At 69.1% G+C, this 24,727-nt stretch carries 30 protein-coding genes and 1 tRNA gene; 9 read left to right on the top strand and 22 right to left on the bottom strand.

The annotated features are described in order from the left end of the window. Nucleotides 1–6: 6 nt before the first annotated feature. Both polA and KB221_00430 read right to left on the bottom strand, forming a co-directional pair. Nucleotides 7–2,910 carry a DNA polymerase I gene (polA, locus tag KB221_00435; protein ID WIY69506.1) on the bottom strand — a complete coding sequence of 968 codons (2,904 nt, stop codon included), beginning with the start codon at nucleotides 2,908–2,910 and terminating at the stop codon, nucleotides 7–9. A gap of 41 nt (nucleotides 2,911–2,951) precedes the next feature. Further along, nucleotides 2,952–4,613, bottom strand: a complete 1,662-nt coding sequence (locus KB221_00430) for a thiamine pyrophosphate-binding protein (protein WIY69505.1) — start codon at nucleotides 4,611–4,613, stop codon at nucleotides 2,952–2,954. Between the two features lie 100 nt (nucleotides 4,614–4,713). On the opposite strand from KB221_00430, the gene KB221_00425 reads away from it, so the two are divergent. Beyond that, a complete protein-coding gene (locus KB221_00425; GenBank protein ID WIY69504.1) occupies nucleotides 4,714–4,851 on the top strand; it encodes an entericidin A/B family lipoprotein in 138 nt (45 codons plus the stop codon). Here KB221_00425 and truA read toward each other — a convergent pair. The 3 genes from truA to KB221_00410 form a co-directional block, all read right to left on the bottom strand. Next, on the bottom strand, nucleotides 4,848–5,585 hold the full coding sequence (gene truA / locus KB221_00420) for a tRNA pseudouridine(38-40) synthase TruA (GenBank protein ID WIY69503.1): 738 nt from the start codon (nucleotides 5,583–5,585) through the stop codon (nucleotides 4,848–4,850). The genes KB221_00425 and truA overlap by 4 nt on opposite strands. Further along, complete coding sequence (gene fmt, locus KB221_00415; GenBank protein WIY69502.1) at nucleotides 5,585–6,508, bottom strand: methionyl-tRNA formyltransferase; 924 nt, start codon at nucleotides 6,506–6,508, stop codon at nucleotides 5,585–5,587. Before fmt ends, truA begins: the two co-directional genes overlap by 1 nt. A gap of 68 nt (nucleotides 6,509–6,576) precedes the next feature. Continuing rightward, the gene (locus KB221_00410) at nucleotides 6,577–7,629 is read right to left on the bottom strand and encodes an alpha/beta hydrolase (GenBank protein WIY69501.1); all 1,053 of its coding nucleotides are present in this window, start codon (nucleotides 7,627–7,629) and stop codon (nucleotides 6,577–6,579) included. 183 nt (nucleotides 7,630–7,812) lie between these two features. Between KB221_00410 and KB221_00405 the strand changes: the two genes are divergently transcribed. Further along, nucleotides 7,813–8,736: a dienelactone hydrolase family protein gene (locus KB221_00405; protein ID WIY69500.1), complete on the top strand. Its 924-nt coding sequence runs from the start codon at nucleotides 7,813–7,815 to the stop codon at nucleotides 8,734–8,736. Between the two features lie 5 nt (nucleotides 8,737–8,741). Here the strand turns inward: KB221_00405 and KB221_00400 are convergent, their stop codons facing one another. From KB221_00400 to KB221_00385, 4 genes are all read right to left on the bottom strand, one after another. Then, entirely contained in the window at nucleotides 8,742–8,969 is a 228-nt protein-coding gene (locus KB221_00400; protein ID WIY69499.1) for a hypothetical protein, read from the bottom strand. Beyond that, nucleotides 8,969–9,559 carry a peptide deformylase gene (locus KB221_00395; protein ID WIY69498.1) on the bottom strand — a complete coding sequence of 197 codons (591 nt, stop codon included), beginning with the start codon at nucleotides 9,557–9,559 and terminating at the stop codon, nucleotides 8,969–8,971. Before KB221_00395 ends, KB221_00400 begins: the two co-directional genes overlap by 1 nt. Nucleotides 9,560–9,616: 57 nt before the next feature. Continuing rightward, the gene (locus tag KB221_00390) at nucleotides 9,617–10,021 is read right to left on the bottom strand and encodes an acyl-CoA thioesterase (protein ID WIY69497.1); all 405 of its coding nucleotides are present in this window, start codon (nucleotides 10,019–10,021) and stop codon (nucleotides 9,617–9,619) included. Between the two features lie 25 nt (nucleotides 10,022–10,046). Then, nucleotides 10,047–10,123, bottom strand: a tRNA-Arg gene (locus KB221_00385). 172 nt (nucleotides 10,124–10,295) lie between these two features. On the opposite strand from KB221_00385, the gene KB221_00380 reads away from it, so the two are divergent. Continuing rightward, nucleotides 10,296–11,606 carry a hypothetical protein gene (locus KB221_00380; GenBank protein WIY69496.1) on the top strand — a complete coding sequence of 437 codons (1,311 nt, stop codon included), beginning with the start codon at nucleotides 10,296–10,298 and terminating at the stop codon, nucleotides 11,604–11,606. 143 nt (nucleotides 11,607–11,749) lie between these two features. Here the strand turns inward: KB221_00380 and KB221_00375 are convergent, their stop codons facing one another. Together KB221_00375 and KB221_00370 are read right to left on the bottom strand one after the other, a co-directional pair. Then, nucleotides 11,750–12,541 (bottom strand): SDR family oxidoreductase, encoded by a 792-nt coding sequence (locus KB221_00375; GenBank protein ID WIY69495.1) that lies wholly within the window; start codon nucleotides 12,539–12,541, stop codon nucleotides 11,750–11,752. Next, nucleotides 12,541–12,840 (bottom strand): 4a-hydroxytetrahydrobiopterin dehydratase, encoded by a 300-nt coding sequence (locus KB221_00370; GenBank protein ID WIY69494.1) that lies wholly within the window; start codon nucleotides 12,838–12,840, stop codon nucleotides 12,541–12,543. Before KB221_00370 ends, KB221_00375 begins: the two co-directional genes overlap by 1 nt. 124 nt (nucleotides 12,841–12,964) lie before the next feature. Between KB221_00370 and KB221_00365 the strand changes: the two genes are divergently transcribed. From KB221_00365 to KB221_00350, 4 genes are all read left to right on the top strand, one after another. Continuing rightward, entirely contained in the window at nucleotides 12,965–13,663 is a 699-nt protein-coding gene (locus tag KB221_00365; GenBank protein WIY70952.1) for a Crp/Fnr family transcriptional regulator, read from the top strand. Nucleotides 13,664–13,724: 61 nt separating this feature from the next. Next, nucleotides 13,725–14,501: a class I SAM-dependent methyltransferase gene (locus tag KB221_00360; GenBank protein ID WIY69493.1), complete on the top strand. Its 777-nt coding sequence runs from the start codon at nucleotides 13,725–13,727 to the stop codon at nucleotides 14,499–14,501. Further along, nucleotides 14,489–16,084, top strand: a complete 1,596-nt coding sequence (gene ubiB / locus KB221_00355) for a 2-polyprenylphenol 6-hydroxylase (protein WIY69492.1) — start codon at nucleotides 14,489–14,491, stop codon at nucleotides 16,082–16,084. Before KB221_00360 ends, ubiB begins: the two co-directional genes overlap by 13 nt. A gap of 23 nt (nucleotides 16,085–16,107) precedes the next feature. Continuing rightward, complete coding sequence (locus tag KB221_00350; protein ID WIY69491.1) at nucleotides 16,108–16,551, top strand: hypothetical protein; 444 nt, start codon at nucleotides 16,108–16,110, stop codon at nucleotides 16,549–16,551. Nucleotides 16,552–16,554: 3 nt separating this feature from the next. Here the strand turns inward: KB221_00350 and arfB are convergent, their stop codons facing one another. The 9 genes from arfB to KB221_00305 form a co-directional block, all read right to left on the bottom strand. Beyond that, nucleotides 16,555–16,959, bottom strand: coding sequence for an alternative ribosome rescue aminoacyl-tRNA hydrolase ArfB (gene arfB / locus KB221_00345; protein WIY69490.1), 405 nt, complete (start codon nucleotides 16,957–16,959; stop codon nucleotides 16,555–16,557). Beyond that, a complete protein-coding gene (locus KB221_00340) occupies nucleotides 16,956–17,426 on the bottom strand; it encodes a YaiI/YqxD family protein (GenBank protein ID WIY69489.1) in 471 nt (156 codons plus the stop codon). The genes arfB and KB221_00340 overlap by 4 nt, the downstream gene beginning before the upstream one ends. A gap of 62 nt (nucleotides 17,427–17,488) precedes the next feature. After that, nucleotides 17,489–18,838 carry an amidohydrolase family protein gene (locus tag KB221_00335; GenBank protein ID WIY69488.1) on the bottom strand — a complete coding sequence of 450 codons (1,350 nt, stop codon included), beginning with the start codon at nucleotides 18,836–18,838 and terminating at the stop codon, nucleotides 17,489–17,491. Beyond that, the gene (locus KB221_00330; GenBank protein WIY69487.1) at nucleotides 18,838–20,337 is read right to left on the bottom strand and encodes an amidohydrolase; all 1,500 of its coding nucleotides are present in this window, start codon (nucleotides 20,335–20,337) and stop codon (nucleotides 18,838–18,840) included. The genes KB221_00335 and KB221_00330 overlap by 1 nt, the downstream gene beginning before the upstream one ends. 96 nt (nucleotides 20,338–20,433) lie before the next feature. Beyond that, nucleotides 20,434–20,712: a DUF167 domain-containing protein gene (locus KB221_00325; protein ID WIY69486.1), complete on the bottom strand. Its 279-nt coding sequence runs from the start codon at nucleotides 20,710–20,712 to the stop codon at nucleotides 20,434–20,436. Nucleotides 20,713–20,726: 14 nt separating this feature from the next. Then, nucleotides 20,727–21,101, bottom strand: a complete 375-nt coding sequence (locus KB221_00320) for an ammonium transporter (GenBank protein ID WIY69485.1) — start codon at nucleotides 21,099–21,101, stop codon at nucleotides 20,727–20,729. After that, complete coding sequence (locus tag KB221_00315; protein WIY69484.1) at nucleotides 21,098–21,394, bottom strand: autorepressor SdpR family transcription factor; 297 nt, start codon at nucleotides 21,392–21,394, stop codon at nucleotides 21,098–21,100. Before KB221_00315 ends, KB221_00320 begins: the two co-directional genes overlap by 4 nt. A gap of 126 nt (nucleotides 21,395–21,520) precedes the next feature. Next, nucleotides 21,521–22,450: an electron transfer flavoprotein subunit alpha/FixB family protein gene (locus KB221_00310; protein WIY69483.1), complete on the bottom strand. Its 930-nt coding sequence runs from the start codon at nucleotides 22,448–22,450 to the stop codon at nucleotides 21,521–21,523. Continuing rightward, nucleotides 22,450–23,214 carry an electron transfer flavoprotein subunit beta/FixA family protein gene (locus KB221_00305; protein WIY69482.1) on the bottom strand — a complete coding sequence of 255 codons (765 nt, stop codon included), beginning with the start codon at nucleotides 23,212–23,214 and terminating at the stop codon, nucleotides 22,450–22,452. The genes KB221_00310 and KB221_00305 overlap by 1 nt, the downstream gene beginning before the upstream one ends. 122 nt (nucleotides 23,215–23,336) lie before the next feature. On the opposite strand from KB221_00305, the gene KB221_00300 reads away from it, so the two are divergent. Together KB221_00300 and KB221_00295 are read left to right on the top strand one after the other, a co-directional pair. Beyond that, nucleotides 23,337–23,669: a hypothetical protein gene (locus KB221_00300; protein WIY69481.1), complete on the top strand. Its 333-nt coding sequence runs from the start codon at nucleotides 23,337–23,339 to the stop codon at nucleotides 23,667–23,669. Between the two features lie 9 nt (nucleotides 23,670–23,678). Continuing rightward, nucleotides 23,679–23,897: a DUF4287 domain-containing protein gene (locus KB221_00295; GenBank protein WIY69480.1), complete on the top strand. Its 219-nt coding sequence runs from the start codon at nucleotides 23,679–23,681 to the stop codon at nucleotides 23,895–23,897. Between the two features lie 9 nt (nucleotides 23,898–23,906). Here the strand turns inward: KB221_00295 and KB221_00290 are convergent, their stop codons facing one another. Together KB221_00290 and KB221_00285 are read right to left on the bottom strand one after the other, a co-directional pair. Further along, nucleotides 23,907–24,479, bottom strand: coding sequence for a cob(I)yrinic acid a,c-diamide adenosyltransferase (locus KB221_00290; GenBank protein ID WIY69479.1), 573 nt, complete (start codon nucleotides 24,477–24,479; stop codon nucleotides 23,907–23,909). A 4-nt stretch (nucleotides 24,480–24,483) separates the two neighbouring features. Beyond that, nucleotides 24,484–24,690, bottom strand: a complete 207-nt coding sequence (locus tag KB221_00285; GenBank protein ID WIY69478.1) for a twin transmembrane helix small protein — start codon at nucleotides 24,688–24,690, stop codon at nucleotides 24,484–24,486. Between the last annotated feature and the right edge of the window lie 37 nt (nucleotides 24,691–24,727).

The raw sequence follows: 24,727 nt of genomic DNA, 5'->3' as shown, positions 1-24,727 counted from the left end.
CGGCCTTCAGTGCGCCTCGTCCCAATTGCCCGCCGCCCGAGCCTCCACCACGAGCGGCACCGTCAGCGCCACGGCCGGTTCCGCCGCCCCTTCCATCGTCCGCTTGATCACGGCGATGGCGCGCTCGGCCTCGGACTCCGGGGCCTCGAAGACCAGTTCGTCGTGGACCTGGAGCAGCATCTTCGTTGACAGGCCGGCGTCGACCAGCGCCCCCGGCATCCGCATCATGGCGCGGCGGATGATGTCGGCGGCGGCGCCCTGGATGGGGGCGTTGATGGCGGCGCGTTCGCCGAACTGGCGCTCGGCCCCGGATTTCGAATGGATGGCGGGGATGTGGATGCGGCGGCCGAAGACGGTCGAGACCATGCCGGTCTCGCGCACCTGGGTCTTGGTGGCGTCCATGTATGTGCGGATGCCGGGGAAGCGCTCGAAATAGGTCTTGATGTAGGCGCCGGCCTCGCCCTGGTCGATGTTCAGCTGGGCGGCCAGGCCGAAGGCGCTGATGCCGTAGACGATGCCGAAATTGATCGCCTTGGCGCGGCGGCGGGTCTCGGGGTCCATCTGGTCGACGGGGACGCCGAACATCTCGCTGGCCGTGGCGGTGTGGATGTCGATGCCGGCGGCGAAGGCGCGCTTGAGCTCGGGGATGTCGCCGATATGGGCCAGCAGACGCAGCTCGATCTGGCTGTAGTCGGCGCTGATCAGGACATGGCCGGGGGCGGCGATGAAGGCCTGGCGGATCTGGCGGCCGGTCTCGGTGCGGATCGGGATGTTCTGCAGATTGGGGTCGGAGGAGGCGAGGCGGCCGGTGGTGGCGGCGGCCAGCTGGTAGCTGGTGTGGACGCGGTCGGTGGTCTTGTCGGCGGCCTCGATCAGGGCGTCGGTATAGGTGCCCTTGAGCTTGGAGAGCTGACGCCAGTCCAGCAGGACGCGCGGCAGGTCGTGGGTGAGGGCCAGGGCCTCGAGCGTGGCGGCGCCGGTTTCCCACTGGCCGCTGGCAGTCTTCTTGCCGCCGGTCAGGGCCATCTCGCCGAACAGGATGTCGCCGATCTGGCGCGGGGAGCCGACATTGAACGGGCGGCCGGCGAGCTCGTGCGCCTGCTGCTCCAGCTCGGCCATGCGCAGGCCGAACTCGGAGGACAGCCGCTTGAGGCGGTCGGGGTCGACGCGGATGCCGGCCCGCTCCATGTCGGCCAGGACGGCAGGCATGCCGCGCTCGAGCGTCTCATAGACGGTGACGAGGTGGTCTTCGGCCAGGCGGGGCTTGAGGATGTGCCAGAGGCGCAGGGTGACGTCGGCGTCCTCGGCGGCGTAGGCGGTGGCCGGTTTCAGCTCGACGTGTTTGAAGGATTTCTGGGCCTTGCCGGTGCCGGCGACGGTCTTGAAGGTGATGGGGTCGTGGCCGAGGTGGAGCCGGGCCAGCTCGTCCATGCCGTGGGCGTGCAGGCCGCCCTCGAGGACGTAGGAGATCAGCATGGTGTCGTCGATCGGGGCGACGCGGATGCCGCGCTGCGCCATGACGGCGAGGTCGTATTTGCCGTTCTGGGTGACCTTGAGGACGGCGGGGTTCTCGAGCAGGGCCTTCAGGCGGGCGAGGGCCACAGGCTTGTCGATCTGGGTGAGGGCTTCGCGCTGCTCGGTCTCGCCACCGAAGTCGAGGCCGCCGGCGTTGGCGGCGGGCGGGTGCTCGTGCGTCAGGGGGATGTAGCAGGCGTCGTTGGGGCCGATGGCCAGGGAGACGCCGCACAGGCCCGCGTGGGTGGCGGACAGGGCGTCGGTCTCGGTGTCGAAGCCGACGACCCCGGCTTCTGTCGCGCGGGCGATCCAGGCGTCGAGCTCTTCGAGGGTCTGGACGCAGGTGTAGGCCTCGGTGTCGAAGCCCTGGGCCTCGGCGGGGCCGGTGGCGACCTGGCCGTAGCGGGGCGTGGCGACGGGGGCGGAGGGGACCTTTGGCCGGGCGACGAAGGCGGTGCCGTCTTTCGCGGGGGCCTTGCCGTCGCCGACGCGGTTGCGCAGGGAGCGGAACTCCATCTTGTCGAGGAAGGCGGCCAGGGTCTCGGGGTCCGGGTCGCGGACGGCGAAGTCGGAGATGGGCTCGGGCGCGGGGGCCTCGCAGTCGAGGGTGACGAGGCGGCGCGACAGGCGGATCTGGTCGGCGAATTCGATCAGGGTCTCGCGGCGTTTGGGCTGTTTGATCTCATGGGCGCGGGCCAGAAGCGTGTCGAGGTCGCCGTATTCCTCGATCAGCTGGGCGGCGGTCTTGGGGCCGATGCCGGGGGCACCGGGGACGTTGTCGACGCTGTCGCCGATCAGGGCCTGGACCTCGACGACCTTGTCGGGGGTGACGCCGAATTTTTCGAACACGGCCTCCTCGGCGAGGCGGCGCTCCTTCATCGGGTCCCACATGACGACCGAGGGGCCGATCAGCTGCATCAGGTCCTTGTCGGAGGAGACGATCACCGCCTCGCCGCCGGCGTCGCGCGCCTTGCAGGCATAGGTGGCGATCAGGTCGTCGGCCTCATAGCCGGGCAGTTCGACGCAATGGACGCCGAAGGCGGCGGTGGCCTCGCGGACCAGCGGGAACTGGGGGATCAGGTCCTCGGGCGGGGCCGAGCGGTTGGCCTTGTAGAGGTCGTACATCTCATTGCGGAAGGTCTTCTCCGAATGGTCGAAGATGGCCACGAGATGGGTCGGGCCGTCCGCGCCCTTCATGTCGCGGATCAGCTTCCACAGCATGTTGCAGTAGCCCTGGACGGCGCCGACGGGCAGGCCGTCGGACTTGCGCGTCAGGGGCGGCAGGGCGTGATAGGCGCGGAAGATATAGGCCGAGGCGTCGATCATCCACAGCCGGACGGGCTGGCCGTCCTGGGAGGCGTCGGGGGAGGGCGAGTCGGGCGCGGCGTCGGTCATGCGGCGAACATAGGCGGGCGCGCCGCCGCCGTCACCGGCCCTTACTTCGCGCGCAGGCCGGTGATGGTGCGGGTCGGGGCGATATCCTCGGCCGAGGTGATCAGGTGAACGAGCGCGGGGCGGCCTGCGTTCCGTGCGGCCTTGAGGGCTGCGGGGAAGCCGGCGGTGGTCTCGCAGCGGATGCCGAAGGCGCCGAAGGCCTCGGCATATTTGACGAAATCGGGGTTCACCAGGTCGGTGGCGATGGTCCGCGTCGCGCCGGGATAGTGGGTCTCCTGGTGCATGCGGATGGTGCCGTAGGTGCCGTTGTCGACGACCACGACCACGACATTGATGCCGTACTGGACGGCCGTGGCGATCTCCTGACCGGTCATCAGATAGTCGCCGTCACCGGCGATGCAGATGACCTCGCGGTCGGGATGGACGGACTTGGCGGCGAGGGCGGCGGGATAGCCGTAGCCCATGGCGCCCGAGGTCGGGGCCAGTTGGGTGCGGCAGGCGCGATGGCGGTAGAAGCGGTGCAGCCAGGCGGCGAAATTGCCCGCGCCGTTGGTGATGATGGCCGTCGGCGGCAGGCTCTCGCCGACATGGGCCATGCACTCGCTCATGTTCACCGCGCCGGTGACCGGCACAGGCGTTGAGAAGGCCTGGTAGTCGGCGTGGGCGGCGGTGGCCTCATCGTGCCAGGTCCGGCCCGGACCGATCGTGGACAGGGCGTGGGCGGCGAGGGAATTGTCGGCCGTGGCGCTGATCAGCGGGGTCCATACGCGGCCCAGCTCTTCCGCGCCCGGATGGATGTGGATCAGGCGGTCGGCGGTCTGTTCGCGGGTGAACAGGGTGTAGCCCTGGGTCGGGTTCTCACCGAGGCGGGCGCCGACAGCGATGACCAGGTCGGCGGCCTTCGCCCGGGCCGTCAGCTTCGGATTGCAGCCGAGGCCGAGGTCGCCGGCGTAGTTGGGACGGTCGTTGGACAGGATGTCCTTGCGCCGGAAGGACAGGGTAACCGGCAGGCCGATGCGCTCGGCCCAGTCGCCGATGGCGGCGGCAGCGTCCTCGGTCCAGCCGGAGCCGCCCAGCACGAGCAGGGGACGTTCGGCCCTGGCCAGCCGCTCGCGGACCTGTTCGACGAAGGCCGGGTCCAGCGCCGCCTTCGCGGGGGTCACCGGCCGGATCGGGGCCGGGCCGCCGTCGGCGTGGAGGATGTCCTCGGGCAGGGCGATGACCACGGGCCCCATCCGGCCCTGCAGGGCGGTGGCGAAGGCGCGTTCGACGACCTCGACGGTGCGTTCGGGGCTCTCGATCTCGGTGGCCCATTTGGCCAGGCCGCCGAAGACCTCGCGATAGTCGACCTCCTGGAAGGCGCCGCGGCCGCGGTCGGTCAGGGCGATCTGGCCGACGAACAGGATCATCGGGGTGGAGTCCTGATGCGCTGTATGCACGCCGATGGAGGCGTGGGTCGCACCGGGCCCGCGCGTGACCATGCAGACGCCGGGCTTGCCGGTCAGCTTGCCGTACGCTTCCGCCATGTTGGCGGCACCGGCCTCATGACGGCAGGCGATGACCTGGATCCTGTCGCGCACGTCCGCGAGGGCGTCGAGGACGGCGAGATAGCTCTCGCCCGGGACGCAGAAGACGCGATCGATGCCGTTCATGACGAGGGTGTCGACGATGCGGCGGGCGGCGGTGTTGGCGGGCTGGCTCATGAGGCGGGGGTTAGCAGATCAGACCCCGGCTTGGCCATGCAACCCCACGGCCACGCTTCGCGTTCATGGCCAAGGTTCAATCCTCCCAAGGAATTTCTCCATGAAAAAGATCATCGCCCTGACCCTCGTCGCCGCCTCGCTGGTTGTGTCGGGCTGCAACACCATCTCGGGCGTCGGCCGTGACGTGTCCGCCGTGGGCAGCGCCGTCGCTGCGGGCGCTGAAGGCGCCAGGAACTAGTAGACCACGCCCGTCAGATAGAGCCCCGTGGACGGTGCCACGGGGCCGCAGGCGGCGCGGTCGCGGGCGTCGAGGGCCGCGGCGACGTCCTCGATCGCCCACCGGCCCAGCCCGACCTCGGCCAGGGTGCCGGTCATCGACCGGACCTGACGATGCAGGAAGCTGCGCGCCTCGAAGACCAGATGCACCTCATCGCCGACGCGTGAAACGCGCGCGACATCGAGCGTCTTCTCCGGCGATTTCGACTGACAGTTCACATCGCGGAAGGTGGTGAAGTCGTGCAGGCCGACGAGGCTCTGCGCCGCCTGGTGCATGGCGTCTGCGTCCAGGGATTTGCGCATGTGCCAGACCCGGCCGGCGTCCAGCGCGGGCGGACCGGGGCGGTTGAGGATGCGGTAGAGGTAGCGCCGGCCGGTCGCCGAGAAGCGGGCGTGCCAGTCGTCATCAACGCCGACGCAATCGAGCACCGAGATCGCCTCGCCGACCAGATGGGCGTTGAGGGCGTTCATCACCGTCTTCGCCGGCCAGTCCTTTTCCAGATCGAGGCTGATGACCTGGCCGGTGGCGTGGACGCCGGTGTCGGTGCGGCCGGCGGCGGCGAGCCGCACGGTCTCGCCGCAGAAGGCGGTGATCGCCGTCTCGACGGAGCCCTGCACGGTCGGCTGGTCGGTCTGGGCCTGGAAGCCGTTGTAGGCCGAGCCGTCATACTCCAGCGTGAGCCGGTAGCGCGGCATCAGCCCAGCACCGTTCCGGCCGGCAGCGGGAAGCCGCGCAACATCTCTTCGGCCGTCTGGGCCGCCTTGCCCGCGCGCTGGACCCGGAGCAGGTCGACCGCGCCGTCGCCGCAGGCGATACGCAGGGCGCCGTCCAGCACCTGACCCGCCGCGCCCGAGCCGGTCGATACGCGCGACATCAGGACCTTGATCCGCACCGGCCCGTCCTCGCCCGGAACCTCGAACCAGGCGCCGGGGAAGGGCGACAGGCCGCGGATATGGGCGTCGACCCCGGCCGCCGGGCGGGACCAGTCGATGCGGGCCTCGGTGGGGGTGATCTTCTTCGCATAGGTCGGCTCGCCGACCTGTTCCGTGCCCTCGACGCCGCCCCGCTCGATGGCGGCCAGCGCCCGGGGCCACAGGCTGGCGCCGGTGTGGGACATGCGTTCGCCGAGCGTGGCGGCGGTGTCGTCCGGGCGGATGTCGAGGATTTCCGAGAGCAGGATCGCGCCCTCGTCGAGGCCTTCGGACATGCGCATGATCTGGACGCCGGTCTGGCGGTCGCCGGCCATGATGGCGCGCTGGATCGGGGCGGCACCGCGCCAGCGGGGCAGGAGCGAGCCGTGCAGGTTGAAACAGCCGAGGCGGGGCGCGTCGAGCACTTCGGTCTTGAGGATCTGGCCGTAGGCGACGACGCAGGCGGCGTCGACCTCGAGGCTCTGGAAGGTCTCGATCGCCTCGGGGGATTTCATCGAGGCGGGGGTGAAGACCGGCAGGCCCATGGTCTCGGCGAAGGCCTGCACCGGCGACGGCGTCAGCTTCTGGCCGCGGCCGCGCGGCTTCGGCGGCTGGGAATAGACGGCCACGATCTCATGGCCCGAGGCGATGAGCTCGGCCAGGGACGGCACGGCGAATTCGGGGGTACCCATGAAGGCGAGGCGCATCCGCGCGCTTTGCCCTATGCGCGGGGCGGGGACAAGGCGAGGGGAAGACCGGTGTCAGGGCCGCAGGGTCACAACACCCCCAGGCCGATCAGCCAGGTCCTGACCTGTTCGGGCCAGTCGGTCGTGATCGGATCGGTCGTCGGTCGCATTCCAAAGGCATGGCCGCCCTTGGCATACAGACGCATGTCCACCGGCACGCCGGCGTCATTGAGCGCCAGCGCATAGGCCATGGGCTGGCGGATATCGTCGACGGAGTCGTCCATGGCGTGAATGATGAGGGTCGGCGGCGCCGTTTCGCTGATCGTCACCCAGGGCTGAAGCTGCAGGTTGTTCCGGCCTTCGCGGTTGTCCAGCATGCGGGCGGTATAGGCGACGATCGCGAAGTCAGGCCGTGAGGACTGGCGGTCGGCGGCGTCGGTCGGCGGATAGGTCCGCTCATCCGTATTGCTCATATTGGCGACGAGATAGGCACCGGCCGAAAAGCCGATCACGCCGATCTTCCGTGGATCGATGCCCCAGGTGGTGGCGTCCTGCCGCAGCAGGGCCATGGCGCGTTGGGCGTCTTCGAGACCCAGCAACACCTCCGGTCGTTGCTGCCGGCCATTCACCGTCGGCCACACCTGCGGGGTCCGGTATTTGAGTACGACGCATGTCATCCCCTGCCGGACCACCCAGTCGCAGATCTCGGTGCCTTCGAGGTCCATGGCCACGGCGTGGAATCCGCCGCCCGGCAGGACCAGCATCGCGGCCCCGGTGTTGCGCCCCCTCGGCCGGTAGACCGTCATGGTCGGCCGGGTGACATAGGTCGCCCAGTGCCATGGCCGGCCCCCGACCGTTGGCGACCCATTGCCGGTCGCCTCGGGACGATCGCCGCTGTCGGGTTTGGCGAGCGGGACCGTGGCGGGCCAGAGTGGCACCTGGGTGCCGTCGGGGCCGGGCTGCCAGACGCCCTCCCGCTCCACCTTGGGCACCTCGACTCTTGCGGTCGAAGCCTCGCGGGCCGCGGCCGGGGCCTCGACAGGGGCCGTCCCGGTCCCGGGGTCATCTGCCTGACCACAGGCGGCGAGGCCGAGACCCAGGACGAGCAGGAGGGCAGGCAGGGTGATCAGCCGCCGTGACATCTGGTGCCTCCTGTCGAACGCCGGCCCGATGTTTGTCAGGCGGGATGATCGATCGTCAATCGCGGTCTCGCCGTCCCATCCTGCGGGTGGCCCGATCCGTCTCGCCGCAGTGGTCGTTCCGTGAACCGTGGTGCACATTGCCCGTGCCCCGGTCGCGGGGGCCGTGGAACAGGAGCGCACACCATGACTGATGATCCCGGGAAGATCCCGGCACCGGCGATCGACCTCTACACGCGCTTCATCCATGGCGAGATCGGGCGCCGTGCCTTCATGCGCGGGGTCGGTCGCTATGCCGTCGGCGGGCTGACCGCGACGGCGATCGTCGAGGCCCTGATGCCGAACTATGCCCTGGGTCAGCAGGTGCAGAAGGACGACGAACGGATACGCGCCTCCTATGTCACCGTGCCGTCGCCGGACGGCCACGGCTCGATCCGGGGTTATCTGGTCCGCCCCTTCAGCGCGGACTCGCGCAGCGCCACGCCCGCCCTGCTGCCGGGCGTCATCGTCATTCACGAGAACCGGGGGCTGAACCCCCATACCGAGGATGTGGCGCGTCGCTTCGCTTTGGCGAATTTCATGGCCTTCGCTCCGGACACCCTGACGACGGTGGGCGGCTACCCCGGCGACGACTACCGGGGTGGGCAGCTCTTCGCGTCGCTGGACCGCGCGAAGATGACCCAGGATCTGGTCGCCGCCGCCCGCTGGCTGAAGGCGCGCCCCGACTGCAACGGCAAGATCGCGGCGACCGGCTTCTGTTTCGGCGGAGGCCAGGCCAATGCGCTGGCCGGAATTCTGGGACCTGAGCTGGCGGCAGCGGCGCCCTTTTACGGCGGTGCGACGCCCGCGGCCGCTGTGGCGAATATCCGTGCCGCCATCCTGATCCATCACGGGGCGCTCGATACCCGGCTGGCCGCCGACTATCCGGCGCAGGTGGCCGAGCTGGCGCGCCACAATGTCCGCCACGAGGGCCATCTGTGGCCCGACTCCGTCCACGGGTTCTTCAACGACGCCACGCCCGAGCGGTACAATCCAACGACAGCGGCCCAGGCCTGGGCGCGGACGCTTGAGTGGTTCAACGAACACACACGTGCGGTGGTAGCGGCCTGACGGGCCTACTCCCAGCGGGTGTGGACGCCGCCGCCCTCGTCCCATTCGCCGCCGGCGTCGAGGATGTCGTCGAAATCGAGCAGGCGGTCGAGGAGGACACCGGCGATCACGCCGGCCGCGGCGACGCCGAGCAGGACGGCGAGGCTGCCGATGCCGACCTTTTCATTGCGGGTCAGGCGGCGACGGCCCTGGGTGTCGATGATGCGGTCGCGGCCGCGCTTGAGCCGGGGCATCAGGCGGCCAGCCTTGCGTTCTTCTTGACCTTGGCCACGGCGCGCTCGCGCTTCAACCGGGACAGATGGTCGATGAACAGGACGCCCTCGAGGTGGTCCATCTCGTGCTGGATGCAGACGGCGTAGAGGCCCTCGGCCTCTTCCTCCACCGTCTCGCCGGCGTAGTTGATGTAGCGCAGGCGGACGCGGGCGGGGCGTTCGACGCTGTCGTAATATTCGGGGACCGACAGGCAGCCCTCCTCATAGGCGAACAGCTCGTCGGAGGCCCAGACGATCTCGGGATTGACGTAGTAGCGCGGGTTGCGACGCGCGAGCTCCCACCTGGCCCGGTCCTCGTCGGACAGTTCGGCGGGGTCCTGATCGTCGGCGACGCCGTCGCGATCGTTCAGGTCCATGACGATGACCCGGCGCGTGTCGCCGATCTGGACGGCGGCCAGGCCGATGCCGGGCGCGTCGTACATGGTGTCGAGCATGTCATCCATCAGACGGCGCAGCTCATCGGTCACCGGCCCTTCTACGGGGGTGGAGATCTGCTTCAGCACCGCCAGGTCGGCGGCGTTGTCGATGGTGAGGATGCGACGAATGGACATGCCCGCGAGGTAGGGGCGCGGAGGCCAAAGGTCAAGATTTCCCACTGTCGCAGTGGGTTATCCGACGGCGGTCGGCAGCGTCCTCGGCTTGCGGTCCTCGTCGATGGCGACATAGGTGAAGACGCCCTCGGTCACGCGCACCGAGGCGGCCTGGGCGTGGTTGCGGGGGCGTTTCCAGGCCTCGACATGGACGCGGATCGAGGTGCGGCCGGTCTTGAGTACGCGGGCGTAGATCGAGACCTCATCGCCCACCGAAACCGGCTGGTGGAAGACCATGCCGTCCAGGGCGATGGTCACGCAGCGCCCTTGCGCCAGTTCGAAGGCCGGGGTGGCACCGGCGAGGTCCATGTGGGCCAGCAGCCAGCCGCCGAAGATGTCGCCCTCGGGATTGGTGTCGGCGGGCATGGCGATGACGCGCCCGACGGGCTGGCCGGCTGGCGCGGTCGGAAGGGCGTCGGTCACGCGCGGCTCCGGTCGGGAAGGAAAATGGCGCACCCGAGAGGATTCGAACCTCTGACCCCTGCCTTCGGAGGGCAGTACTCTATCCAGCTGAGCTACGGGTGCGTCTGACGGCTAAACGCCGGACGAAGGGCCTTACAGCAGGACCGCCCCGCCCTCAACACCGAATGCGACCTGCCCGCTTCCGAGGCGAAGCCCGGCCGGACCGGTCGATTTGCGGGGTGCGGGACGACGCGTCCCGGTCTAGCCTGTACTCGCTTCGATGATGGAGGTCCCGATGCGTGCCGTTCTGTTCAGCCTGCTGATGCTTGTGGGAGCCTGCGCCACGGTGCCGGACGATGCGACCACCGGCCATCCCGGCGTTGCGCCGGACAGCCTTGATGCCATCGCCGAATCCTATGTCATGCTGATCCTGGACATCGGCGAGCTCGAGCCGGGCTATGTGGACGCCTATTACGGGCCGGCCGCGTGGCAGGTGGCCGCCCGGGCCGAGACCGAGACTCCGGCCCAGCTGATCCAGCGCGCCGGTGCCCTGACCGACCGGCTGGCGAACCTCGACCGCAACGGCGGCATGGCGAGCGCAGCTCCGGCGGAGGTCCAGCGGCGCAAATATCTGGTCGCCCACGTCTCTGCGGCCGCGGCGCGGTTGCGGATGATCTCGGGCGAGAAAATGGGTTTCGCCGATGAGGCCGAAGCCCTGTTCGGCATCCGGCCGGACCTGCCGCCGCTTGAAAGCTTCGATCCGGTCCTGGCGGAGATCGACGCCCTGCTGCCGGGCGAGGGTTCGCTGACCGACCGGGTCATCGCCTTCCGGGCCGATTTCGTCATTCCGAAGGACCGGCTGCAGCCGGTGATGGATGCCGCCATCGCCGAGTGCCGCCGTCGCACCGCCCTGCATATCGAACTGCCGGCGCATGAGCGGTTCACCCTCAGTTTCGTCGGCGACAAGGTCTGGTCGGGCTACAACTACTATCTCGGTGACGCCGCCAGCCGGATCGAGATCAATTCCGACCTGCCGATCTATACCGAACGGGCCATCGATCTGGGCTGCCACGAGGGCTATCCGGGCCACCACGTCTACAACGCCCTGCTGGAACAGACCTTTGTGCGCGAGCGCGGCTGGGTCGAGATGAGCGTCTATCCGCTGTTCTCGCCCATGTCCTTCGTCGCTGAGGGCAGCGCCAACTACGGCATCGACCTGGCCTTCCCGGGCGACGAGGGTCTGGCCTATGAGCGGGACGTGCTGTTCCCGCTGGCCGGTCTCGACCCGGCCACGACCGAACGCAAGGCGCGGCTCGGGGCGCTGATGCGGAAGCTGGCACGGGCGGAATATACGATCGCCGACGCCTATCTGGCCGGGCGGATCGACCGGGCCGAGGCGACCCGCCTGCTGATGCACTACATCCTGTTCAGCGAGGCGCGGGCGTCCCAGAGGGTCCGGTTCATCGACGTCAACCGCAGCTACATCATCAACTACGGGCTCGGCCGCGACGTGGTCCAGGCCTGGGTCGAGCGCCAGGGTCCGGATCACTGGCAGGGGATGGAGACCCTGCTTTCGAGCCAGATCCTGCCGGTGGACCTGGACTGAAATGTCTCCTCCCTGTCGCGAAGCGATGGGGAGGTGGCGCGGCGCATCTTTGCGCCGTGACGGAGGGGTAGATGGCGGCGCGGCCCCCCTCCACCGCTTCGCGGTCCCCCTCCCCATCAGAGATGGGGAGGAGACGGCACACTTCATTGCGCCAGCATGCCGCCGTCGATCTTGAACTCGGTTCCGGTGACGAATTTCGACTCGTCCGAGGCGAGGTAGAGGACGCAGTACGCCACGTCGTCAGGCTCGCCGATCCGCTTCAGCGGGATGCCGCGGCTGAGGCGTTCGTGGGCCTTGGCCTCGTCGCCGCCGGCCAGGGCGATGAAGGGGTCGAGGATCGGGGTCTTGATGAAGACCGGATGGACCGAGTTGCAGCGGACGTTCCACTCCATCTTGGCCGCCTCGAGCGCGACGGTCTTGGTGTACATCCACACCCCTGCCTTGGTGGCGTTGTAGGCGCCCATGCCCGGGGCGGCGGCGAGGCCGGCGATCGAGGAGATGTTGATGATCGAGGCCGGCGCGGTAGCGCGCAGGTGGGGCATGGCGTGTTTGCAGCCCAGCATGATCGACAGCAGGTTGATCTCGAACTGACGCTGCCAGGACGCGACCGTATCCTGTTCGACGAAGGTCAGGCCGTCGCCGACGCCCGCGTTGTTGACGAGGATGGACAGGCCGCCCATCGCCTCGACGGCCCCGTCGATGACCGAGGCCCACTGGTCCTCTTTCGCGACGTCATGCTGGAAGGCGAAGGCCGAGCCGGGGATCTCGGTATTGATGGCATCGGCGAGCGCCCGGGCGCCCGGCAGATTGACGTCGGTCACGGCGACCTTGGCGCCCTCGCGCGCCAGCATCCAGGCCATGGACTCGCCCAGTCCGCCGGCCGCGCCTGTGATCAGGGCCTGTTTGCCCGCAACCCGTCCTGCCTTGCCCGTCATCATTTCGCTCCCATCGCGCCGGCCGCCTCATCGATGAAGCGGGCCATGTTTACATCCCTGTCGGTCACGCCGTCGGCGTCGTGGGTGGTCAGCAGGACCTCGACGCGATTGTAGACGTTCGACCACTCGGGATGATGATCGACCTTGTCCGCCAGCAGGGCGACGCGGGTCATGAAACCGAAGGCGGCATTGAAGTCGGCGAAGGCCAGGCTGCGGGCGATCGCCGGGCGGTCGCCGTCATGCGCGCGCCACAGCGGCAGGCCTTTCAGAGCTTCCGCAACGTCAATCCGGTCGGCCATGGCGTCCTCCTGTCCCCCTCGCCGTATCGCGCCCGCCGGGCGTCCACAAGCGATACGGAACACGCGGTGAAGCTTTGGCGTTACCCGGCGTAAGCCTTCACGACGGGAGTCGACCTTGGACAATATGTGGATCGCCGCCCTTCCCGCCGCTGACCGGCGGCGGATCGAGCCTCATCTGCACGAACGGCCGTTTGAACAGGGCCAGATGCTGTACGACGCCGGAGAGGCGGTCGAGGAGGTCTGGTTCCCGATGAGCGGGGTGGTCTCCCTGATGACCATCCTCGACGACGACCGGATGATCGAGACGGCCGCCATCGGCCGGGAGGGTCTGGTCGGGGTCACCTGCGGGCCGATGAACGCCCGCGCCGCCAGTCGCGCCATTGCCCAGGTCGAGGGCGTCTCGGCCTGCTGTCCCGCGGACGTCTTCGCCGACGCCCTGCAGGACAGCGAGCCGATGCGGATGGCGCTGGCCAAATTCACCGAAAGCCTGTTCGCCCAGGTGCAGCAGACCGCGGCCTGCAACGCCCGGCACCGGCTGGACGAGCGGCTGGCGCGCTGGCTGCTGACCATCCATGACCGGGCCGAAAGCGATCGCTTCGTCCTGACCCAGGCCGATATCGCCGGCATGCTGGGCGTGCGCCGCGCCACGGTATCGGAAGTGGGCACCCTGCTGGTCGACAAGGGCCTGATCCGCCGGGGCCGCGGCTGGGTCGAGGTCACCGACCGCAAGGCGCTGGAAGCCGCTGCCTGCGGTTGCTACGGCGCGATCCGCGGCCTGATGAAGGACCTCGGCGTGCCGCGCCCGAAAGCCGGGGTTCACTGAGGCGGCGACCGCGACCACGCAGCCCGGTGACGGACGGGCGACGACGCGCTAGACCGCGCCCATGACCGACGCCTCCACCTCGACCGGCAAGACCTCATCCTTCGGCTTTCGCGACGTCGACGCGAAGGAGAAGGTGCAGCTTGTCCGCGGCGTGTTCGACAGCGTGGCGTCCAGCTACGACCTGATGAACGACCTGATGAGCGGGGGCGTGCACCGGCTCTGGAAGGATGCGGCGGCGGCCAAGCTGAACCCGCGGCCGGGCGAGACCATCCTCGATGTGGCCGGCGGCACCGGCGACATGGCGCGGCGCTATGCGAAGATGGCGCGGGCGGCGCAGGAGCGGCGCGGCGGCGAGGACGCCTCCATCATCGTGCTCGACTACAACGCCGAGATGATCATGGCCGGCGTGCAGAAGGGCGGCGAGCCCGAGATGCAGTGGTCGGTCGGGGACGCCATGGCCCTGCCGCTGCCGGACGCCTCGGTCGACGCCTATTCGATCAGTTTCGGCATCCGCAATGTGGCCGATATTCCGCAGGCCCTGCGCGAGGCGCGGCGGGTGCTGAAGCCGGGCGGGCGGTTCCTGTGCCTGGAGTTTTCGCGACCGACCGCGGCGGCGGTGCGCAAGGCCTATGACGCCTGGTCCTTCCACGCCATTCCGCGCATCGGCGGCTGGGTCGCGGGGGACCGGGACAGCTACCAGTATCTGGTCGAGAGCATCCGCCGCTTCCCGGACCAGACGACCTTCAAGGGCATGATCGAGGACGCCGGCTTCAGCCGGGTGACGGTGACCAATCTGTCGGGCGGCGTGGCCGCCATCCATCACGGGTGGGCGATCTGACCCTTCCTGCTGACTACAAGACGGCACCGCCGCCGCCGCCGACCGAACCGGTGCGCCGCCCGGTCGAGGCGACCTTGCGGCTGCTCGGCTGGGCCTGGGTGCTGGTGCGCCATGACGCCCTCGCGCCGCGCGAGATCACGCCCCTGCTGCCGGTGTGGATCCGCTGGCTGGCCCATCTGCTGCACGCCTTCGCCGGCAAGGAGGGCCGCGAGGGCCGTCCCGGTCAGCGGCTGGGCAAGGCGTTCGAACATCTGGGGCCGGTGGCGATCAAACTGGGGCAGGTGCTGGCCACGCGGGCGGACATCTTCGGCATCGAGTTCGCGCGCGATCTGGGCCGGCTGAAGGACGCCCTGGCACCCTTCCCGCTGGAAGAGGCCCGGCGCGAGGTCGAGCGGTCACTGGGTCGTCCGGTCGAGGCCCTGTTCACCGATTTCGGAGCGCCGGTCGCGGCGGCCTCCCTGGCCCAGGCTCATCCGGCCTGGCTGGCCGACGGCCGCAAGGTGGCGGTCAAGGTGCTGCGCCCTGGCGTGGAGCGGCGCGTGTTGCAGGGGCTGGATTCGATGCGGCTGGCGGCGCGGCTCGCGGTCCGCTTCGTGCCGCTGGCGCGCCGGCTGGAGCCCTCGGCCTTTGTCGAGACCATTGCCCGGGCATTGCAGCTGGAGCTGGACATGCGGCTGGAGGCGGCCGCGGCCTCCGAGCTCAAGGACATCATGGACCGGGACGTCGCGGCCGGCGGCCATATGACGGCGCCGGCGGTGATCTGGGACGGGGTCGGCAAGCGGGTGCTGACGCTGGAATGGGCACCGGGCATGGCCATGACGGACCCGGCCGCCGCCGACCAGCCGGGGCTGGACAAGAACGCCCTGGCCGACAATGTCGTGCGCGCCTTCCTGACCCAGGCGCTGGATCACGGGACCTTCCACGCCGACCTGCATGAGGGGAATCTGTTCTGCCATGCGCCGGCGGAGCTGACGGCGATCGATTTCGGCATCGTCGGGCGGATCGGGCCGGCTGAGCGGCGCTATCTGGCGGAGATTCTCTGGGGCTTCCTGAGCCGCGACTATGACCGCATCAGCCGCGTGCATTTCGAGGCCGGCTATGTGCCGCCCGAACACTCGGTCGAGGCCTTCGCCCAGGCCCTGCGGGCTGTGGGTGAGCCTGTCATCGGCAAGGCGGCCTCCAAGGTCTCGATGGGCCGTCTGCTGGGCCAGCTGTTCGAGATCACCGACCTGTTCGACATGCATCTGCGGCCCGAACTGATCCTGCTGCAGAAGACCATGGTCTCGGTCGAGGGTGTGGCGCGGCGGCTGAACCCGGATCACGACCTGTGGGCTGCGGCCGCGCCTGTGGTCGAGCGCTGGATCCGTCGCGAGCTCGGCCCCCAGGCCCAGGTCCGCGACGCCATCGAGGAAGTCCGCGCCACCCTGAAGGCGCTGTCCCGGCTGGCGCAGAACCCGCCGCAGCCGCAGACGGTGATCATTCGCGAATTGCACACCCCGGCGTGGGTAATTGTCTGTGTCACGCTTGCAATGTCCGCGGCCGCCGCCGCCCTTGTTCTGTCGCTTTGGCCCGCCATCGTCTGACTTCAGTATCCGGAGACGACCGCATGAAGCCGCTTTTGATCGCCGCAGCCCTTCTGTTGCTTCCCGCCGCAGCGCAGGCGCAGGTCGCCGCCGGGTCGATGCCCAACAGTTTCGACGCTCCGGGAGCCGCCCGTGCCGCCCCCGCAGCGGCCCCGGTCGCCGCTCCCCCGACGCCGGTCAACGCCCGGTCCGAGGACGTGCTGCGCGAGATCATCGCCGGTGCCCAGGCGGGCACGATCAACTATGCCCTGATGACCGATGACCTGGCCGCCCGGATCCGCGCCCAGGAAACCGCCATCCGCCCGCTGATCGCGGGCTTCGGGCCGGTGCAGGCGGTTGATTTCGTCGGCAGCCAGGACGGCGCCGACCTGTTCGCCGTGACCTTCTCCAACGCCGCGACCCAGTGGGTGATCGCCTTCAACGAAACGGACAAGGTCGCCGCCCTGCTGTTCCGCCCGGCGGAATAGGCGCTAGTCGTCGGACCCGGGGCGGCCGCGGCCGCTCTTGATCGTCGACCGTTTGGCCTTGCCCTCCAGCCGCCGCTCCTTCGAGGCGCGGGTGGGTTTTGTCGGGACGCGATAGACCGGGGCGATCGAGGCCTTGTCGACCAGGCCCTGCAGCCGTTCGATGGCGTCGGCGCGGTTGCGCTCCTGGGTGCGGTAGCGGACGGCGGTGATCAGGATGACCCCGTCCAGCGTCAGCCGGCTGCCGGCCAGCTTCATCAGCCGTGCCCGCACCGGGTCGGTCAGGGACGGCGAGTTGCGAGCGTCGAAGCGCATCTGCACCGCGGTCGAGACCTTGTTGACGTTCTGACCGCCCGGCCCGCCGGCGCGGAAGAAGCGGAATTCCAGTTCGCCTTCGGGAATGACGGTCACCGGACTACCCGTTTGGCGCGGACCACGGCCTGGTCGAGCGCCTGCAGGAAGGCCGAGCGGTCCTTCGGTCCGAACGGCGGCGGGCCCGAGGTGGCGACGCCCATGGAACGCAGGTGCTCGCCGACCATCCGCCCGGCCAGGGCCGAGCCGATCGAGTCCGGCGTGAAGGGCTGGCCGTTGGCCTTCAGGGCCTGCGCCCCGGCTTTCAGACAACGGTCGGCCAGCGGGATGTCGGCGGTGATGACGATGTCGCCCGGCCCCGCCCGCTCCGCGATCCAGTCGTCGGCGATGTCCGGCCCGGCGTCGACGACGACCTGCTCGATCCACTTTTCGCGCGGGGTGTTGATCCAGCTGTTCGAGACCACGAACACATGCAGGCCGTAGCGCGCGCCCACGCGATAGACCTCGTCCTTCACCGGACAGGCGTCGGCGTCGATGAAGAGGCGGGGGAGGGGGGACGCGGTCATCTCACGAACCTAGCGCGAATCGCGCTCAAGCAGCGAGTGACCGCGTCACGAGCGTTAGCGCCCTACCTCGTGTAAGCCGGCGGCATCGCGCCTTCGCCGCCGTCGCGGTAGCGGTCGCGGAGCAGGAACTGACGGCTGGTCGGGGCCTGTTCGGCGCCGCCGATGAAGATGGTCTCGGCGTTGCTGAGCGGCTCCAGCGGATCGCCGGACCAGATCACCACATCGGCGGCCGCACCGGCGCGAAGCTCACCGAACTGGCCGGCCATGCCGAAGATGCGGGCCGGATTGACGGTGATGGCCTCGATGGCGGCGTCATAGGGCAGGCCATGCGAGACAGCATTGCCGGCGTTGTAGCGGGTCTCGCGGACCCGGTGGGAGCCGTCATTGCCCTTGATGGCGATGACCACGCCCGCCGCGTCCAGGGCCGCGGCGTTCTGCATCCGGCTGGCGCGGGTCTCGAGATTACCAGGCAGGTTGGAGATCGGATTGAGCAGGACCGGGACGTTGGCGGCCGCGATCTGGGCGGCGACCAGCCAGCCTTCCTCGGCGCCGTCGAGGATGATCTTCACCCCTTCCTCGCGGGCGAGGCGCAGGACCTGCTGGATGTCGGCCGCGCGGCGCACCGTGACGATCAGGGGCATGGTGCCGTTGGCGACCGGGATCAGGGCCTCCAGATCGGCGCGCGACAGGCTGAGGTCGCGCAGGCCGGCGCGGTCATAGGCGGCGCGGTTGCGGGCGTAGAGGCGGACCTCGGCCAGGGTTTCCTTGAACTGGGTGAACTGGGCCCCGCGAGCGCCGCCGGCGATGCCGGCCCCGGCCTCGCCGAAGGGCGCGACCATGGCGACGCGCGCCTTGACCAGGATGTCGGTCCCGGCCGCCAGATGGATGATGGCCGCCTGACCTGCGAACAGGCCCGGCGATTGCAGACCGCCAGCCCCGACGCCGGCGAAATCGCTGTCATCGTGGGCGTGACCGCCGCCGCCGCCGCCGGGATGGCTGGGGACGACGATGGCGCGGGTGATGCCGCCGAGGCGCGCGACCGGCAAGGTGAAGGACCAGGGGTCAAGGCCGTAGCTGACGTCGAACGAGGCGCTGATGGTGTTGGCGCCGTTGGTCAGGTCATCCGAGCCGGCGACCGAGGAGATTTCCGATCCGCCGAGGCCGCTGTCGACCGCGACGAAGCCGGGAGACACGACCTTGCCGCGGGCGTCGATGATGCGGGCACCCGTGGGTGCGGCGCCGGTCCCGACCGAGACGACCCGGCCGTTCTGGATGACCACGGTGCCGTTCTCGATCACCGAGGTTCCGGTCAGCACCCGGCCGCCGGTGATGGCGGTCAGAGTCTGGGCGAGGGCGGGGGTGGCGACGGCGGCCATGCAGACCGCGCCGAGGATGAGGCTCTTGAGGCGCATCAGCGGGCTCCCTGCAGGACGTTGGCGGCCGGCAGGCCGAAGCCCGGCTGGCCCAGTTCGAAGTCGGACAGGGGCTGGTAGGCCGGGTTCATGCGGTCGAAGGCCAGGCCGCCGTCGATGAAGACCTGGTCGGCGCGGGCGTAGACGCTGAACGGATTGGCGCTCCAGATCACGACGTCGGCGCGCTTGCCGGCTTCAAGCGAGCCGGTCTGGTCGGCGATGCCGAGCGACCGGGCCGGGTTGAGGGTGATCCAGCTGATCGCCCGCTCCTCGGAGATGTTCATGCCGATACGGCGACCGGCGGCGAGGGCGGCGGCGGCCTCCTGGTTGAGGCGCTGGGTCAGTTCGGCGTCGTCGGAGTGGATGACGGCGCAGGAGCCCGCAGGCGCGTCCACGAGGGCGGCGTTGGCCTCGACCGCGTCGAGGGCCTCCATCTTGAAGCCCCACCAGCCGGTCCACATGTCGGCGCAGATGCCCTCGCGGGCCAGCAGCGGCGCGATCTTGTAGGCCTCGATGGCGTGGTGGAAGGCGGTGATCTCATAGCCAAACTCATTGGCGATATCGATCATCACCGCCATTTCGTCGGCGCGATAGCAGTGGTTCTGGATCAGGACCGAACCGTCCAGCACGCCGGCCAGGGTCTCGAGCTGCAGGTTGCGGGTCGGGGGCGAGCCCTCGCCGTCCGCGCGCCACTTGTCCCATTTGGCCTTGTATTCGCGCGCGGCGATGAAGGCGGCGCGGTAGCCTGCGACATTGCCCATACCGGTGGCCGGCGAGGAGTTGCGGCCGCCGTATACGCGCGACGGGTTCTCGCCGCAGGCCATCTTCAGGCCGTAGGGGGCCCCGGGCATCTTCATGCCCTGCATGGTCACCGAAGGGATGTTGCGCACGGTGACGCCGCGGCCGCCGAACAGATTGGCCGAGCCGGGCAGGATCTGGAGGGTGGTCACGCCGCCGGCGCGGGCGGCGTTGAAGCCGGGGTCCTGCGGCCAGAGCGAGTGCTCGGCCCAGACCTGGGCGGTGTTCGGGTTGGTCGCCTCATTGCCGTCGCTCATCCCGGAGACGCCGGGCGAGGGATAGACGCCGAGGTGGCTGTGCACGTCGATGATGCCGGGGGTCACGAAGCGGCCGCGGGCGTCGACCACGCGATAGCCGGCGGGCACCGGGGTGGAGGCGTCGCCGACCGCGGCGACCTTGCCGTCGGTGACGATGACCACGCCGTTCTCGATCTTCTGGCCGGCACCGGTGAAGACGGTGCCGCCCACGATGGCCATGTTCTCGCGCGGCAGGCCGCGATAGGTCGAGGGGAAGGGATCCGGGTTGGCTGCGGAGTCGAGGCCCCGGGCCAGCGGCTGTCGCGCCTCGGCGCCGGACGAATCGGCTGCGGCCGGCGTCTCATCCTCGCCGCCCATGGTGGCGCAGGCCGACAGGACCAGTGAACCCGCCAGCACGCAGGCGAGGGTGGCGAGGCTGGAGCCCCGCAAGGCGTGGAATCTCATCGGACGCTCCCCTGAGACGCCCGGACCCGCGAATGGGGGGCGTACGTCGAGGCGGATTACAAAAGGGTCCGGCGTGATCCGTCAAAGCCGGAAACATTACAGATCGGTAAGGCGACTTTTCGCTTCGTCTTCGGACAGGCCGACGATGTCGAGAATCTTGGTCCGGGACTGGCCGCCGCGCTGGACCGAGACGGCGGATTTCGCCACGCCGAGGGCCCTGGCCAGAAATTTTACGAGCGCCTCGTTCGCCTCGCCCTCGACCGGCCGCGCGCGCACGCGGACCTTGAGGACGGGTCGCCCCCCGGCATCCACGTCCCAGCCGTCAAGCCGGTCGGCGGAGGCACCGGGGGTCAGTTTGACGGCGAGGCGGGCCATGGCGCGGACCGGACTCAGGCGGCTTTCGCCTTGCCCCGGAGCGACAGGCAATAGCCGAGCGTCACCGCGATCCCCAGGATGACCGCACCGCTGCCGCCGATGACCGCAACATCGGTCGGGGCGAAGGCCCAGAGGCCGGCATAGACCAGACCGCTCAGGGCCATGGACCAGCCGCCGATCCGGTTGGCCTGGCGGCCCCAGGCGCTGGGGACGACGGCCTTGGGCATCCGGTTGCCAAACCAGGCCACCATAAGACCCGTCGCGCCCATGACGATCCGGTTGACCACGTCGCCGTCGATATAGCCTTCCCGGCGCGCGAAGGTCGCGGCCAGCGCCAGAACGACAATGCCGACGCCCCAGGCGAGGCTTCCGATAACGTCCCTGTTCATTTTGCAGGTTCCTTTTTGGGCCCGGGCGCTCCCACGCCGGGGCTGAATGAATCGACGAAGCCCAGCAGCGCTTCTTCAAGCACCGAGAGCTTGAGATGATAGATGACGGACTTTCCGGCCTTTTCGGCGTGGACCAGGTCGGCCTCCTTCAGCACGGTGAAATGCGCCGACATGGTCGGTTTGGAGACGTCGAACTGATCGCTGAGCTCACCCGCGCTCATCGGCCCGTTCTGCAGCAGCTGCAGCACGCGCCGGCGGGTGGGATCGGAGAGGGCCTTGAAAACCTGACTCATGATGTGACGTTTAGCTAATCGTCGAAATGAGTCAAGCGGCGATCGCCTGGCCTTGATCGCAGCCGGATACGAAAAGGGCGCGGGCCTTGCGGCACCGCGCCCCTGTCTTGATCAGAACGGCTGGACTCAGCCCAGCGCCGTCATCAGCTCCGGCACCACGGTCTTGTAGTCGCCGACGATGCCATAGTCCGCGACCTGGAAGATCGGGGCGTCGGCGTCCTTGTTGATGGCGACGATGACCTTGGAGTCCTTCATCCCGGCGAGGTGCTGGATGGCACCCGAGATGCCGATGGCGATGTAGAGGGCCGGGGCCACGACCTTGCCGGTCTGGCCGACCTGGTAGTCATTGGGGGCGTAGCCGGCGTCGACGGCGGCGCGCGAGGCACCCACGGCGGCGCCCAGCCGGTCAGCGAGAGGGTCCATGACGGCCTGGAACTCCTCGGCCGAACCGAGAGCCCGGCCGCCCGAGACGACGATCTTCGCCGCGCCCAGTTCCGGACGGTCCGACTTGACCATTTCCTCGCTGACGAAGGCGGCCTTGCCGGCGTCGGCGCCCGCGACGGTCTCGACCTTGGCCGAGCCGCCTTCAGCGGCGGCGTCGAAGCTGGTCGGACGGACGGTGATGACCTTCTTGCCGTCCGACGACTGGACGGTCTCCAGCGCGTTGCCGGCGTAGATCGGCCGTACGAAGGTGTCGCTGGACACGACCTCGATGATGTCCGAGATCGGGGCGACATCCAGTTTCGCGGCGATACGCGGCATGAAATTCTTGCCGTCGGTGGTGGCCGGCGAAAGGATGGCGTCATAGCCGGCGGCGAGGCCGCTCACGGTCGCCTCGACGGCCTCGGCCAGCTGGTGGCCCAGGCCGGCGCTCTCGGCCAGCAGGACCTTGCGCACGCCGGCGATCTTCGCGGCGGCATCGGCGGCGGCCTTCGAGCCCTGGCCGATGACCAGGATGTCGACGTCGCCCGACAGCTTCAGGGCGGCGGTGACGGTCTTGTGGGTGGTGTCGCGGACGGTGTCGCCGTCGCGGTCGGCGATAACGAGAACGGCCATTAGAGGACCCCCGCGGTCTTGAGCTTGGAAACCAGTTCGGCGGCGTCGGCCACCTTGATCCCGGCCGAGCGCGTCGGCGGGGCCGTGACCTTCTTCACCGTCAGGCGCGGTGCCGTGTCGACGCCGTAGTCGGCGACCGCCTTGACCGCGATCTCCTTCTTCTTGGCCTTCATGATGTTGGGCAGGGAGGCGTAGCGCGGGGTGTTCAGGCGCAGGTCGACCGAGATCACGGCGGGCAGGGCCGCCGACAGGGTCTGCAGGCCGCCGTCGACCTCGCGGGTCACGGTCGCCTTGCCGCCGCCGATGACGATCTTGCCGGCGAAGGTGGCCTGCGGCCAGTCCAGCAGGGCGGCCAGCATCTGGCCGACAGCATTGTTGTCGCCGTCGATCGACTGTTTGCCGAGCAGGACGAGGTCCGGCTTCTCCTCGTCGACCACGGCCTTGAGCAGTTTGGCGACGGCCAGCGGCTCGAGGTCGGCGTCGGACTGGATCAGAAGGCCGCGGTCCGCGCCCATGGCCAGGGCGGTGCGGATGGTTTCCTGGGCCTGGGTCACGCCGATGGAGACGACCACGATCTCGGTGGCGGTTCCGGCGGCATGGTGCTCCTTGCCCTCCTTCATGCGCACGGCTTCCTCGACGGCGATCTCGTCGAACGGATTCATGCTCATCTTGACGTTGGCGAGATCGACGCCGGTCTGGTCCGCCTTGACGCGAGCCTTGACGTTGTAGTCGATCACCCGTTTGACGGGGACGAGAACCTTCATATTGATATCCACGAAAGCGCCGGAATGTTGGGTGAGGGAATGGTACGCCTCACCCGGCCTGTCAACGTAACGCCGCGTCAACGGACAGAAACGTCCGCCCCTCACACCTTCGGAACGCCCCCATGCATCGCCTCCTGACCATGAAACGGCTCAGCGTCCTGTTCCTGTCGATCTTCGCTGTGCTGATGGCCGGGATGTTCGCCTATGAGCGGCTGGTCGTGGCCCCGGGCGATCGCTGCGAGGCGGGCGGCGGCTGGTGGGACCCCGAGGGCAAGGAATGCGGCCGGCCGATCTCGATCGCCGAAATCACCGGACGGCCCAACCCCGGTGAACGCGCCGCGGCCTCGGCGGAAAAGAACCGCGAACTGGTGGCGATCGAGGATTCCCTTGCGGCCCGGCAGCGCGCCCGCGATGCCGACGCCGAACGCCAGCGCGTGGCCTTGGCGGCGCAATAGGCGACGGCGATGTCGTTCCAGGCCTACCTCGACAATATCGAGGGCAAGACAGGCAGGACACCGGACGATTTCCTTGCGCTCGGCGAAGCCAGGGGCTTTGTCGAGAGCGGCCGCCTGAAGCCCGACGTGAAGGCGGGCCAGATCGTCGAGTGGCTCAAGACTGACTTCGAACTCGGCCACGGCCACGCCATGGCGATCTTCGCCCTGTTCAAGGGCAAGCGGGACTGATTTCCCGACCTAGCGCGTCGCGCCCGGCTTCCATTTCACATCGTCGGCGCCGTTGGCGTTGGCGCGGCGGGCGGCCACGAACAGGTGGTCCGACAGCCGGTTGAGGTAGCGGATCGCCGCCGGGGTCACGGCCTGGCCCGCTTCGATCAGCCGCACGGCCTCGCGCTCGGCCCGCCGGGCCACGGTGCGGGCCAGGTGCAGGTGGGCCGACAGGGCGGAACCGCCCGGCAGGATGAAGCTGTCCAGCTCTTTCAGGCTCTCGTTCATCCAGTCGATCTCGGCCTCGAGCCGGTCGACCTGGCTGTCGAGGATGCGCAGGGCCTCCCATTTCGGAGCCGGGTCGAGCGGGGTGGCCAGGTCGGCGCCGAGGTCGAAGAGCTCGTTCTGGATACGGCCCAGCATGGCGTCGATCCGGTCGTTCTGGCCGGAATGCAGGCGGGCGACGCCGAGGACGCTGTTCAACTCGTCGACTGCCCCGTAGGCCTCGACGCGGCGGTCGCTTTTGGACACGGTCGCGCCGGAAGCCAGCCGCGTCTGCCCGCCGTCGCCCGTCTTCGTATAGATGCGGTTCAGGACGACCACGGGGTCAGCTCCCGTGCGTGGATTTCCACCACATGCCGACGCACAGCAGCACGATCGCCACGGCCTGAAGCCCCACGCGCAGCCGCATCAGCTTGTTGGAACGCGACCGGTCCGCGTCGCCGCCCCTGTGCAGGGACCAGAGACCGAACCCAAGGGTGACGGTCACCGCCAGGATCGCGAGGAGGATAAGGATGTTGATGATGTCGCCCATGGCGGCAATCTAGGCGCGCCCGCGGCCGGAGACCAGT

Source organism: Aquidulcibacter paucihalophilus (assembly GCA_030285985.1).
GTDB lineage: Bacteria > Pseudomonadota > Alphaproteobacteria > Caulobacterales > Caulobacteraceae > Brevundimonas.
The sequence above is the reverse complement of the archived record's forward strand: the minus strand, read 5'-3'. Positions and strand labels throughout refer to the sequence as shown.